The organism is Streptomyces kanasensis, from assembly GCF_043077165.1.
GTDB lineage: Bacteria > Actinomycetota > Actinomycetes > Streptomycetales > Streptomycetaceae > Streptomyces > Streptomyces changanensis.
The window spans coordinates 47,397-60,368 of sequence record NZ_JBIBSF010000017.1 but is presented as its reverse complement, the minus strand read 5'-3'; the positions used below and the strand labels follow the sequence as shown (position 1 = coordinate 60,368).

General features: G+C 74.6%; 10 protein-coding genes. 6 read left to right on the top strand and 4 right to left on the bottom strand.

Annotated elements, in window-relative coordinates:
• Positions 1-46: 46 nt before the first annotated feature.
• Complete coding sequence (locus ACF053_RS29205; protein ID WP_023588371.1) at positions 47-310, bottom strand: WhiB family transcriptional regulator; 264 nt, start codon at positions 308-310, stop codon at positions 47-49.
• Between the two features lie 687 nt (positions 311-997).
• On the opposite strand from ACF053_RS29205, the gene ACF053_RS29200 reads away from it, so the two are divergent.
• From ACF053_RS29200 to ACF053_RS29190, 3 genes are read left to right on the top strand one after another with little or no spacing between them, the layout of a single operon-like run.
• Complete coding sequence (locus ACF053_RS29200) at positions 998-1,516, top strand: cysteine dioxygenase (protein ID WP_391956747.1); 519 nt, start codon at positions 998-1,000, stop codon at positions 1,514-1,516.
• Between the two features lie 12 nt (positions 1,517-1,528).
• Positions 1,529-2,485, top strand: coding sequence for a 2-phospho-L-lactate transferase (gene cofD, locus ACF053_RS29195; RefSeq protein WP_391956746.1), 957 nt, complete (start codon positions 1,529-1,531; stop codon positions 2,483-2,485).
• On the top strand, positions 2,482-3,786 hold the full coding sequence (locus ACF053_RS29190; RefSeq protein ID WP_391956745.1) for a coenzyme F420-0:L-glutamate ligase: 1,305 nt from the start codon (positions 2,482-2,484) through the stop codon (positions 3,784-3,786). The genes cofD and ACF053_RS29190 overlap by 4 nt, the downstream gene beginning before the upstream one ends.
• Positions 3,787-3,951: 165 nt before the next feature.
• Here ACF053_RS29190 and ACF053_RS29185 read toward each other — a convergent pair whose 3' ends face one another.
• The 3 genes from ACF053_RS29185 to ACF053_RS29175 form a co-directional block, all read right to left on the bottom strand.
• On the bottom strand, positions 3,952-5,073 hold the full coding sequence (locus ACF053_RS29185; protein ID WP_391956744.1) for a DNA-3-methyladenine glycosylase family protein: 1,122 nt from the start codon (positions 5,071-5,073) through the stop codon (positions 3,952-3,954).
• A gap of 437 nt (positions 5,074-5,510) precedes the next feature.
• Positions 5,511-6,593, bottom strand: a complete 1,083-nt coding sequence (locus ACF053_RS29180; RefSeq protein ID WP_391956743.1) for a sugar phosphate nucleotidyltransferase — start codon at positions 6,591-6,593, stop codon at positions 5,511-5,513.
• Positions 6,594-6,752: 159 nt separating this feature from the next.
• Positions 6,753-8,477 (bottom strand): N-acetylmuramoyl-L-alanine amidase, encoded by a 1,725-nt coding sequence (locus ACF053_RS29175; RefSeq protein ID WP_391956742.1) that lies wholly within the window; start codon positions 8,475-8,477, stop codon positions 6,753-6,755.
• 128 nt (positions 8,478-8,605) lie between these two features.
• Here ACF053_RS29175 and ACF053_RS29170 point away from each other — a divergent pair, with 128 nt between their 5' ends.
• The 3 genes from ACF053_RS29170 to ACF053_RS29160 all read left to right on the top strand — a co-directional run bounded on the left by ACF053_RS29170 (position 8,606) and on the right by ACF053_RS29160 (position 12,969).
• Positions 8,606-9,370 carry a TIGR03089 family protein gene (locus ACF053_RS29170; RefSeq protein ID WP_391956741.1) on the top strand — a complete coding sequence of 255 codons (765 nt, stop codon included), beginning with the start codon at positions 8,606-8,608 and terminating at the stop codon, positions 9,368-9,370.
• 206 nt (positions 9,371-9,576) lie between these two features.
• Positions 9,577-10,782, top strand: a complete 1,206-nt coding sequence (locus ACF053_RS29165; RefSeq protein WP_391956740.1) for an LCP family protein — start codon at positions 9,577-9,579, stop codon at positions 10,780-10,782.
• Positions 10,783-11,040: 258 nt separating this feature from the next.
• Positions 11,041-12,969, top strand: coding sequence for an LCP family protein (locus ACF053_RS29160; RefSeq protein WP_391956739.1), 1,929 nt, complete (start codon positions 11,041-11,043; stop codon positions 12,967-12,969).
• The last annotated feature ends 3 nt before the right edge of the window (positions 12,970-12,972 follow it).

Here is a 12,972-nt window from a genome sequence, read left to right as displayed (position 1 = left end):
CGGGCGCCGGCGGGGCGCTCGCCGCGGGGGTCGGCCCCGGGCAGGGTCAGACGGCCGCCTTCTTCAGGCGGCGGCGCTCACGCTCGGAGAGACCGCCCCAGATTCCGAATCTCTCGTCGTTGGCCAGTGCGTATTCGAGGCATTCCGAACGGACTTCACAGGCGAGGCACACCTTCTTGGCCTCACGCGTGGATCCGCCCTTCTCGGGGAAGAAGGACTCGGGGTCGGTCTGGGCGCACAACGCGCGCTCCTGCCAGCCGAGTTCCTCGTCCGCGTCCTCGACCAGCAGTTCCTGGAACAACTCGGTCATGTGCGCCCCTCGTCTGTCATTAACGTCCCCGTGATGCCGCCGTTCGCAAATTCCGGCCGAACGACACGAGTGAAATTACAAGTGTGTAGCTCCGGGGCAGTCAAGCTGGGATCTGCTATTGGGCCCGGTATTCACTCTGCGGAACCAAAGGTGTGCGGAAAGTGTTCATATCGGTAAAAATGAGACACCCGCCGCTCCTTCCGCGCTCCGTCCATGACGTCTCTCCCGAGAAGGACGTCCCTAACGTCGGTCGTGTTGCGGCCGGTTCGCCGAAGCGATCCGGATCACAGTCAGGTCACGACCGCTCGCGGGCGTTTGCGCGGGTGGTTCCTGCGCCATGTGTCCCCGACCGCCGCCGCACAAACCTTTCTCCCCGCGCGGTAACCGGATGAGGTGAAACATTGCGCCCAAACCGGGCATCGGGTTGACAGCGGATTCGCGCCAGGCCACCTTTGAAGGCATGCCAGCGACCACAGCGCCCTTCGCGACCCACGTTGCCCGTGGGTTCCGCCGCGCTGTCCACGCTCGCTGTTGCTGTTCCTGCTGTTGATGCCCTAGCGCTCCAGCCCCCTCCCCCGGCGCGTCCCACGCCGCACGCGCGCACGTCCCGGTCCCCCGGGGCCCGCGCCCAGCCGCACCCGCACCGCCCTCCCGCAGACCACGCTCAGCCGAGGACACACCCCACCCATGAACAGCGACAGCGACCTCCAGATCGCCGGCGACATCCTCGCCGTCCAGCACCTCCTCCAGCCGGAGAAGGAGCACCCCGACACCGTCGCCGAGTACGCCGGGCTCGCCCGTTCCATCGCCGCCGACCGCTCCCGGTGGGCGCACCTCGTCGCGTACGACGCCACCACGCGCTGGTACCACCGGCTGCGCACCGGCCCCGGGTACGAGGTGTGGCTGCTGTCCTGGCTGCCCGGGCAGGGCACCGGCGGGACCCACGACCACGGCAGGTCGTCCGGTGTCCTGACCGTGCTGGAGGGGGAGCTGACGGAACGTACGGCGACGGGCGTACGGACGCTCGGCCGAGGTGCGCAGCGGGTCTTCGCGCCCGGTTACGCGCACGGAATCGTCAACGACTCGCTCGAACCGGCCGTCAGCCTGCACGTCTACTACCCGGGCCTGACCGAGATGCCGATGCACGAGGGCGCCGCGGTCTTCCACAGATCCGCCCCGCGTGCCCGGAGCGGGTCCTCCGCCTGACAAACTGCCCGCATGCGCATGGTGGTTCTGGCCGGTGGCATCGGTGGTGCCCGTTTCCTGCGCGGCCTCAAGCGGGCCGCGCCCGACGCGGACATCACGGTCATCGGCAACACGGGTGACGACATCCATCTGTTCGGGTTGAAGGTCTGCCCCGACCTCGACACGGTCATGTACACCCTCGGCGGTGGCATCGACGAGGAGCAGGGCTGGGGGCGGGCCGACGAGACCTTCCAGGTGAAGGCCGAACTCGCGGCGTACGGGGTGGGGCCCGAGTGGTTCGGCCTGGGCGACCGCGACTTCGCCACGCACATCGTCCGCACCCAGATGCTGGGCGCCGGTTATCCCCTGAGCGCCGTCACCGAGGCGCTGTGCGACCGGTGGCGGCCGGGCGTGCGGCTGCTGCCCATGTCGGACGACCGGGTGGAGACGCACGTCGCGGTCGAGCTGGACGGCGAGCGGCGGGCGGTCCACTTCCAGGAGTACTGGGTACGGCTGCGCGCCTCCGTCGACGCGCACGCGGTCGTGCCCGTCGGCGCGGAGCAGGCCAAGCCGGCGCCCGGCGTGCTGGAGGCGATCGCCGAGGCGGACGTGGTGCTCTTCCCGCCGTCCAACCCGGTGGTGAGCATCGGCACGATCCTCGCCGTGCCCGGCATCCGGGAGGCCGTCGCCGAGGCGGGCGTGCCGGTCGTCGGCCTGTCGCCGATCGTCGGGAACGCCCCGGTGCGCGGCATGGCCGACAAGGTCCTCGCCGCGGTCGGCGTCGAGGCGACGGCCTCGGCGGTCGCCCGGCACTACGGCTCGGGCCTGCTGGACGGCTGGCTCGTCGACACCGTCGACGCGGACGCGGTCGCCGAGGTGGAGGCCGCGGGCATCCGCTGCCGGGCCGTGCCGCTGATGATGACCGACGTGGAGGCGGCCGCGGCGATGGCCCGCGAGGCCCTCGCCCTCGCCGAGGAGGTACGGGGGTGACGGCCGGCTACCGGGTCTGGGCGCCGGCCGGGATACCGGAGGTCGCCGAGGGCGACGACCTCGCCGGGCTGATCGCCGCCGCCGAGCCCGACCTGGCCGACGGCGACGTCGTCCTCGTCACCTCCAAGATCGTGAGCAAGGCGGAGGGCCGGGTCGTCGCCGCCGCGGACCGCGAGGCCGCCATCGACGCCGAGACGGTCCGCGTCGTCGCCCGGCGCGGCGCCCTGCGGATCGTCGAGAACCGCAACGGCCTCGTCATGGCCGCGGCCGGGGTCGACGCGTCGAACACCCCCGCCGGGACGGTCCTGCTGCTGCCCGAGGACCCCGACGCCTCGGCACGGGCGCTCCGCGCCGGGCTGCGGGCCCTGCTCGGCGTCGACGTCGGCGTCGTCGTCACCGACACCTTCGGGCGGCCCTGGCGCAGCGGGCTGACGGACGTGGCGATCGGGGCGGCCGGGGTGCGCGTCCTGGACGACCTGCGCGGCGGTACCGACGCCCACGGCAACCCGCTCGTCGCGACGGTCGTGGCCAGCGCCGACGAGCTGGCCGCCGCCGGGGACCTGGTGAAGGGCAAGACCGCCGGGCGGCCCGTCGCCGTCGTGCGCGGCCTGCCGCACCTGGTGGCCGGGGACGGCGAGGACGCGCCCGGCGCGCGGGCCCTGGTGCGCGGCGCGGACGACGACATGTTCCGGCTCGGCACGTCGGAGGCGGTGCGCGAGGCCGTCACCCGACGCCGTACCGTGCGGGCCTTCACCGACGACCCGGTCGATCCCGGCGCCGTACGGCGCGCGGTCGCCGCCGCGGTGACGGCGCCCGCGCCGCACCACACCACGCCGTGGCGGTTCGTGCTGCTGGAGTCCGCGGAGTCGCGCCTACGGCTGCTGGACGCGATGCGCGACGCGTGGGTCGCCGACCTGCGGGCCGACGGGCTGGGCGAGGAGGCCATCGCCCGGCGGGTCCGCCGCGGGGACGTGCTGCGCGACGCGCCGTACCTGGTGGTGCCCTGCCTGGTGGCGACCGGCGCCCACCCGTACCCGGACGCGCGCCGGGCCGCCGCCGAGCGGGAGATGTTCGTCGTCGCGGCGGGGGCCGGCGTGCAGAACCTGCTGGTCGCGCTGGCGGGCGAGCGGCTCGGCTCGGCGTGGGTGTCGTCCACGATGTTCTGCCGCGACGTCGTACGGCGCGTGCTGGACCTGCCGGAGGAGTGGGACCCGATGGGCGCCGTCGCCGTCGGCCGCCCGGCGGAGCCCCCGCGCCCCCGCCCGGCCCGCGATCCGGAGGCGTTCCTCACGGTGCGGTGAGGTGGTGCGCGGCCCGGGTGCCGGGGTGCCGCCTGGTCCCGGCCGCTGTCGCCTGTCGCCTGGTCCCGGCCGTCCCGGCCGCGTGGTGCGGCCGCAGGTGCCGGGCCCGGGTGTCGTGGTGCGGGGCGTGCCGCGGTGGGTGGCGCTCGGTGGGGCCCGTGGCGGTCAGAGCGGGGCGATGTCGCGCGGGGTCATGCGCGGGGCGCGGCGGGGCGGGGTCCGGCCGCTGAGCAGGACCAGCCGGGCGGCCCGGTGGCGCTGGCCGGCGTACGGCTCCAGCAGCTCCAGCATCTGCGCGTCGTCGGCGTCCCGGCGGTCGGCCAGGGCGTGGCCGATGATGCCCGGCAGGTGGTAGTCGCCGGTCGACACCGCGTCCGGGGCGCCGTTGCTGCGCTGGACGGTCTCCGCTGACGTCCACGGGCCGATGCCCGGGACCAGCTCCAACCTGCGCCGGGCCGCCTCGGGCTCCATGCCGGCCGCCTCCTCCAGGCGGCGCGCCACCCGTACGGCGCGCAGCACGGTGGCGGAGCGCTTGCCGTCGACGCCCGCGCGGTGCCACTCCCACGACGGGACGAGCGCCCACGTCCGCGGCTCGGGCACCACGGCCAGGCGCAGCTCGGCGGGGGCGCCCGGCGCGGGCTCGCCGTACGCGCGAACCAGCAGCCGCCACGCCCGGTACGCCTCGTCGGTCGTGACCTTCTGCTCCAGGATCGAGGGGATGAGCGACTCCAGGACCAGCCCGGTGCGGAGCAGCCGCAGCCCGGGGCGGCGTCGCCGGGTCACGGCGAGCAGCCGGTGGCGGGGCGTGAACGCGTCCGGCTCGTCCAGGGAGCCGAGCAGGACCGGCAGCCGGTCCAGGAGCCAGTCCGCGCCGGCGCCCCACGCGTCCGCCTCGACCGTGCCGCCGCGTGCGGTGACGCGCAGCGTGCCGGGGCCCTCCGGCGTCCGGCAGGTGCGCCAGAACGCGCCGTCGGGCGTCGCCCGGTACGTGGGGTCGGCCGGGCCGCGGCGCAGCGGGCCGAGGGTGAGACCGAGGTCCAGCGGCCAGGGCGGGGACCACACGCGGTGGCGGGGGCTGTGCTGCCCGCCCGCCTGCGGGGGCACGACGGGCCGCCGGCCTCCGGAGGCTCCTCCCCGTCCCTCGCCGGGCGTCCCGGCGGACGCGGACGGCCCGCCTGACGCGGGCTGCGGGCCGGCGGCGGGGCGGGGTCCACGGTGTCCGGGTACGCCGGTGGCGCCGCCGCGCACGGTCGTGCGCGGGGGGCGGGGGGCGTAGCGGCCGGCCACGGGGGCTCCTGCGGTGGGGACGCGGAGGTCCGGGGGGTCCGGAAGTCCGGGAGTCGTCGGGTGCGGGGTCCCGAACAGGGTAAGCCCGCACCGCTCGACTGTCCCCGCCCCCGCCCACCGGCCGTGAGGAGGCGCCCACCGCGCCCCGGGCCACCCCGCCGGCGGCAGCCGAGGGGCCCACGCACCGGCGGGCCCACACGCCGACGGGCCCACACGCCGACGCGTCGGCGGGGGCCTACTGGCCGGAGGAGAAGCGCACCGCGCCGGCGGGCAGGCGGGCGCCGCGCCACACGCCCACGCCCACGCCCACGCCCCGGAGAGCAGACCCACCGCGCCCAGGGCCACCCGGCGGCAGCCGAGGGGCCCACGCACCGGCCCCACACGCCGACACGTCGGCGGGGAGACCCACCGGGCCGCCCGGCCGGCCGCGCGGGGGCCTACTGGTCGGAGGAGAAGCGCACCGCGCCGGCGGGCAGGTGGGCGCCGCACCAGACGCGTACGCCGTCGCGCAGCTCGTTGTCCGCGCCGACGTGGGCGCCGTCGCCGATCACCGCGCCGTGCAGCACGGTCCGGGCGCCGATCCGGGCGCCCTCCCCGACGAGCGAGTCCGTGACGACCGCGCCGGGCTCCACGACGGCGCCCGCCATGACGGCGCTGCCGTCGATCCGCGCGCCCTCGCCGACGACGGCGCCCGCGCAGACGACGGTGCCGCCCGTGAGCTTGGCGTCGGCGGCGACCTCGGCGCCGTCCACGACGAGCCGGTCCCCGCAGCGGCCCGGCACGGCCGGGGACGGGGCGCGGCCGAGGACGAGGTCGGCGGAGCCGCGGACGAACGCCTGCGGGGTGCCGAGGTCCAGCCAGTACGTGGAGTCGACCATGCCCTGGAGGTGGGCGCCGTCGGCCAGGAGGCCGGGGAACGTCTCGCGTTCCACGGAGACCGGCCGGCCGGTCGGGATGGAGTCGATGACCGACCGGCGGAAGACGTAGGCGCCGGCGTTGATCTGGTCGGTGACGATCTCCTCCGGCGTCTGCGGCTTCTCCAGGAACGCCGTGACCCGCCCGGTGGGGTCGGTGGGCACGAGCCCGAACGCCCGCGGGTCCTCGACCCGGGTCAGGTGCAGCGAGACGTCGGCGCCGGACGTCTCGTGGGTGTGGACCAGGGCGCGGATGTCGAGGCCGGTGAGGATGTCCCCGTTGAAGATGAGGACCGGCTCGTCCGGCCCCGACGTCAGCCGCTCGGCGACGTTGCGTATCGCGCCGCCGGTGCCCAGGGGCTCCACCTCGGTGACGTACTCCAGGTGGAGGCCGAGGGACGATCCGTCGCCGAAGTACGGCTCGAACACCTCGGCCAGGTACGAGGTCGCCAGGACGATGTGCTCGACGCCGGCCGCGCGGGCCCGGGCGAGCTGGTGCGTGAGGAAGGGCACACCCGCCGCGGGCACCATCGGCTTCGGCGTGTTCACCGTCATCGGTCGCAGCCTGGTTCCCTTGCCGCCGACCAGGAGGATCGCTTCTGTCACCTGTCGTCTCTGCTTCCTGCTGGGCCGGTCGTTGGGGTGGTGGCCCGATCCGGCGGGCTGACCTCGTCGGAGATCGGATCGCTCAAATGATCGGCACGACCAGGCAGTGTAGGCAGATCCTAGGCAGACCTGGACAGACGGTTCGACACGGCCTTCGGGTCAGGACCTCCCCTGGTACGTGGCCGCCGCGGTGCGGATCGTGCCGAGCTTGCCGTACAGCTTCGCGCCCGGGCACTCGGTGGAGTAGCCGTCCCGGTGGCCCGAGATGGTGTTGAGCTTGACCTTCGTGCCCTTGGCGTACCGGTTCCCGCCGCCCGACACCAGGGTGCTCTTGCCCTTGGGGTCCTTGCCGTAGAGGCCGAGCTTCCAGGCCGTCAGCTTCGCGACGCCCGTGACGGCCTTGGCCGGCGGGGTCGTGCCGCCGTACGAGCCGAGGACCGCGATGCCGGTGCTGTTGGTGTTGAAGCCGAGGGTGTGGGCGCCCTGGACGGCCTTCGCCACGCCGCCGGCCCGGCCTTCGTAGATCTTGCCGCACTTGTCGACGGCGAAGTTGTAGCCGAGGTCGCGCCACCCCATGCTCTTGACGTGGTAGCGGTAGATGCCCCGCAGGACGGAGGGGGCCTGGGCGCAGGTGTAGTTGTTGCCGGTGGCGCTGTGGTGGACGAAGGCCACCTGGACCGACTTGGTGTAGAGGAAGGACGGTTCGCGGAGCTTCTCGTCGGCGCCCCAGCCCTTCCGCGTGACGATGCCCGGCCGCGGGGCGGCGTACGCGGCGGCGGGGCCGGCGGCCTCCCACTCCGCCTCGGTCGTCTCGGGCAGTTCGACGGCGCCGAGAGAGGCGCCGAGCTCGGAGTTGGCCGCCGAGGCGGCGGTCTCCTCCGGGGAGAGCGCGGCGCCCGAGACGGGGGCGACGGCGTCGGGGTCGATGGAGTGGTCCGCGCTCTCCTCCACCTCGGTGGGCGGGTCGACGGGCTCGTCGGCGGGTCCGTCGGTGACCTCTTCGGCACCCTGGTCCGTGTCCATGTCCGTGGCCGTGTCCGCGTCGGCGTCGGCGTCGGCGTCCGCGCCCGCGTCGGCTCCGGTGTCCGTGTCCGAGGCCGGGTCGGCGCTCTGGTCCGCGCCGGTGCCGGTCGCGGGGTCCGCGGCCGGGTCCGTCGCAGTGCCCGGACCGGCGTCCGTCGCCGGCCCGGTGGCCGGATCCGTGTCGGCGGTCGCGCCCTGGCCGGTGTTCACGTCGCCGGCGGGGTCCGGCGCGTCCTGGGCGGTCGGGTCGTCCGTGCCCGGCTCCGGTGCCGGGTCGCCGCCCGGGTCCACGAGCTCGGCGCGCAGGCCGCCCGGCAGGGCGGGCGGCCGTCCCGCGCGGTCCTCGGCCGGCTCGGGCAGGACCCGTACCTCGACGCCGTCCGAGTCGCCCACCCACAGCGGCGCCGTGCCGCCGCGGACCGCGGTGGAGCGGGCCTCCGCCGAACCGGGGTCGGCACCGTGGTCGCCCTGGTGGGTCTCCAGGTCCTGCCACGGCGACCACGCGCCGGTCCCGGTGGCGCGGGTACGCACCTGGACGGTGCCGTGCAGTTCGGCCTCGGGGTCGTCCCACACCACGCCGACCATCGAGAACGGGTCGACCTCCTGGCGGGGCAGGCCCCGGGCGGCGCCTCCGCCGGGGGCCGTACTGCGCTCGTCGCCGGGCAGCGGGACGAGCGGCAAGGACCGGGTGGCGCCCGGGTCGGGCGTGTCGTCCGCCGCCTTCAGGGAGGGCGGGGCGGTGGAGGCGGTCGGGGCCGCGGTGGCCGCGTGGGCCGGGGAGAGGGGCATCGCGAGGGCGGGCGAGGAGGCGGTGGTGACCGCGACCGCTACGCCGATCAAGGGAATACGAATGGAACGCATAGCCAGATACTGGACATTTGCCCTGACTTGCGCTTCCCGATTTCCCTGACGGCCCATCGGTCCGTACGGAGGACCGCGTCACCCGCTCGGCCCTTCCGCGAGCACCCCGCCCGCGTAGTCTTGCGCGGGTGAACGCCAGCGACCGCACCCCTGCCGACCTGCTGCGATCCGCGCTCGCCGCGGACCCGGCCCGCCCCCTGGTCACGTACTACGACGACGCCACCGGTGAGCGCGTCGAACTCTCGGTGGCCACCTTCGCCAACTGGGTGGCCAAGACGGCGAACCTGCTCCAGGACGGGCTCTCCGCCGAGCCCGGCGAGCGGGTCGCGCTGCTGCTGCCCGCGCACTGGCAGACCGCCGTCTGGCTGCTCGCCTGCGCCTCGGTCGGCGTGGTGGCCGACCTGGACGGCGACCCGGCCTCCGCCGACCACGTCGTGGCCGGACCCGACCGCCTCGACGAGGGCCTGGCCTGCGCCGGCGGCCGCCTCGCCCTGTCGCTCGCCCCGCTGGGGCGCCGCTTCCCCGCGCCGCCCGCCGGCTACGACGACTACGCCGTCGAGGTCCCGAGCCAGGGCGACCGCTTCGCCCCGTACGCCCCCGTCGACCCCGACGCGCCGGCCCTCGCCGTGCGCGACGCCGCCGGCGGCCACACCGAGCTGACCGGCGCCGACCTCGTCGCGCGGGCGCGCCGGGACGCGGCACGGCGCGGACTCGCGCCCGGCTCGCGACTGCTGTCGGGGCTGCCGTGGCAGGACTGGGACGGCGTGTCGGCCGGGCTGTACGCACCGCTGGCGGCGGGCGGGTCCGTCGTCCTGTGCCGTCACCTCGACCGGCTCTCCCCCGAGGAGCTGGACCGGCGCACCGCCACCGAGCGCGTCACCGACCGGGCCTGACGGCGCCCGACGGCCGGGGCGCGGGCCCGCGCCCCGGCCACCCGTCCGGCGGACCGCGTGCCGAGTCCGCCGGGTTCCCGGGTCCCGTCCGGTACATCATCGGCGGAGCGCACCCCCGTGCGCGCAACCCCGCGCGGGGCTCGACCGTCTCACCATGCGACGGCGGCCCCGGAGGCCGCCGACGCCCCGAAGGACGGACAGACGACGTGACGGACACCGCCGGCACTCCCCCGGACGACCCGGACACCTCGGCCGGCAACCGGCCGTCGTGGCTGCGCTGGGCGGCGCTCGGCTCCTCCGTCGTCGTCCTCGTCGCGGCGGGTACCGGCTGGTGGCTGTACCGCAAGCTCGACGGCAACATCACCACCGACGACAGGGCGGTCACCGAGCTCAAGCGGTACGAGCGGGACCGCCCGGCGCCCGTCCCGCGCGGCGGCAGGAACATCCTGCTCATCGGCTCCGACACGCGCGCCGGGGACGGCAACGCCGAGTACGGGCAGGACCAGGGCACCCAGCGGTCCGACACCACGATCCTGCTGCACCTGTCGGCGCGCGGGCACGGCGTGACGGCCGTGTCGATCCCGCGCGACCTGATGGTGGAGGTCCCCGACTGCCGCACCGCCGGCGGGAAGCGGACCGCACCGCGGGTCGCCCAGTTCAACACCGCCTTCCAGGTCGGCGGGACGGCCTGCACCGTGCGCACCCTGGAGCAGCTGACCGGGATCCGCGTCGACCACCACATGGTGATCGACTTCCAGGGCTTCAAGGACATGGTCGACGCGGTCGGCGGCGTGCGCGTCTGCGTCCGCGAGCCCATCGACGACCCGGACGCCCACGTGAGGCTGGCCGCCGGGGCGCAGACGCTCGACGGGGAGCAGGCCCTCGGCTACGTGCGGGCCCGCAAGTCGCTGGGCGGGGGCAGCGACACCGAACGCATGGACCGCCAGCAGCAGTTCCTCGGCGCGCTGGTCACCAAGGTGCAGAGCAACGGCGTCCTGCTCAACCCGGCGCGGCTCTACCCGGTCCTGGACGCGGCCACGAAGTCCCTCACGACCGACCCGGGGCTCGACTCCCTCAAGGACCTGTACGACCTGGCGCGAAGACTGCGCAGCGTACCGACGGAGAAGGTGCAGTTCCTCACAGTGCCGCGCAAGCCGTACCACGCCGACCGGAACCGGGACGAACTCGTACAGCCGGACGCCGGGCGGCTCTTCAAGCGGCTGCGCGCGGACGCCCCCGTCGTCGTACGGCCCCCGGAGGAGCGGGACGGCGGCGCCACCACGCCGCCGCGCGGTACGGACCCCACCCCGGAAACGAGCCCCTCACCAGGGGCGACGCCGGACGGCCGGGGCAGCCCGTCGCCGGCGCCGACGTACACCGGCACGAACGCCGCGGCGAGCGCGTGCCCGTGAGCGGGCGGGGTCGTCGGGGTGGAGGGGGACGGTGAGAGGAAGGGACGTGCCAGAGGTGGCGGTGCATGAACTTTGGGCGGAATGCCCGGTTGTAAGGGGCGTGGAATTTGTCACGGACGTCGCCCCACGCTGAACTGGGCGGATAGTGTGACGCGATCCGGTGCGGGCGACCCCGTGGGACGCGCACCGTGGATCGAGAGACCGAGCGCCTGGCGGGGGAGGCGCCTCGCGTGGCACCGACGGAGGATTCAAGCAACCGTGGACGCGCACAGCCGTGGAGGGGCGGAGGACATCGACCCCGCCGACCAGTGGGTACTGAACCCGCAGACCGGTAACTACGAACTGCGACTGGACCATTCCACTGGGCAGTCGCCCGCCTCCGCGCCCCGCGCCACCACCGCGGCCAGACCGCCCGCCCAGGGGGGCCGTTCCGCCCGTACGTCGTCCTCGTCGCCGGAATCCCCGGCGTCGTCCGCGCCGTCCACCCCGGACAAGGGCGCGGGCAAGGCCGCGGGTACCGGCCGGGGCGCGGGCAAGGCCACGGGCAGGGGCTCGGGCAAGGCCGCGGAGTCGGCGTCGGGGGCCGAGGCGTCGACCGGTTCCCGCCGCCGCGCCGCGGAGGTACCCGGCCAGCGCAGGCGCCGCACCGCCGAACCGTCCGGACAGGGCGGCGGCCGCCGCGCGGCGGCCCCGGCGGCGGCCGGCCGGCGCCGGGGGAAGGCCAAGGCGCGCAACACCCGCACCAAGAAGGCCCTCGTGTGGACCGGCGGGGTCACCGCCTTCGCCCTGGTCGCCACCGGCGCCGCCGCGTACTACCTGTACGAGCGGCTCGACGGCAACCTCAGCACCATCGACGTCGCGGGCGCCGGCGGCGGCTCCGGCTTCAAGAAGGACCAGGCCATCAACATCCTGGTCATCGGCACGGACAAGCGGACCGGTGACGGCAACTCCGGCTACGGCGACAAGAACAGCCCCGGCCACGCAGACACGACGATCCTGCTGCACGTCTCCAAGGACCGGACGAACGCCACGGCGCTGTCCATCCCCCGCGACCTGATCACCGACATCCCGAGCTGCGAGGCCACGCTGCCGGACGGCACGAAGAAGAAGATCCCGGCGCAGAGCGGGGTGCGGTTCAACACCAGCCTCGGCCAGCTGGACCGCGACCCGGGCTGCACCATGGCCACCGTCCACGAGCTCACCGGCGTCCCCGTCGACCACTTCATGATGGTCGACTTCAACGCCGTGAAGACGCTGTCGACGGCGGTCGGCGGGGTCGACGTGTGCGTCGAGCAGCCGGTGAAGGACAAGAAGTCGGGGCTGGAGCTGCCGGCGGGCACGAGCACCATCGAGGGCGAGCAGGCCCTCGCCTTCGTCCGCACCCGGCAGGCGTTCGGCAACAAGAGCGACCTGAGCCGCATCCAGACGCAGCAGCAGTTCATGGGCTCGATGTTCCGCAAGATGAAGTCGAGCGACACCCTCACCAGCCCGTCGAAGCTGCTGGACCTCGCCGACGCGGCGACGAAGGCGCTCACCGTCGACTCCGGCATAGGGAGCGTCAAGAAGCTCCAGGAACTGGGCCTGGAGGTCGCCAAGGTCGACCCGAAGAACATCACCTTCGCCACGCTCCCGGTCCTCGACAACCCGGCCGAGCAGATCAAGGCGACCGTCGTCCTCGACCAGGCCAAGGCCGAGCCGCTCTTCTCCATCATCCGCAACGACGTCTCGCTCACCGAGGTCGAGCAGAAGGAGAAGGACGCGAAGAACGCCGAGAAGGCCGCGCAGGCCGCCCTCCTCAAGGGGCCCCGCGCGGAGGCGTCCGCGGTCCGCGTCGACGTGTACAACGGCAGCGGCATCCGCGGCGGCGCCCAGTCGACGATCAACTGGCTGCAGAACGACGCCGGCGTGCTGAAGTCGACCAACAAGGCCAACGCGCCGTCGGACATCGCGAAGACGACGCTGGAGTACGCGCCGAACCAGGCCGACCAGGCCCGCAAGCTCGCGGACCTGATGGGGCTGCCGGCGACGGCACTCAAGCAGGGGACGTCCGACGCCGGGGAGCGCGAGCCGATGACGCTCACCCTCGGCGAGGACTTCAGGGGAGCGGGCGTCCCCCTCACCGGTCCGGCGAAGGCGCCGGAGGGTGTGCAGAAGGTAGTGGCGGACAAGCAGGTGTGCGCGAAGTGACGC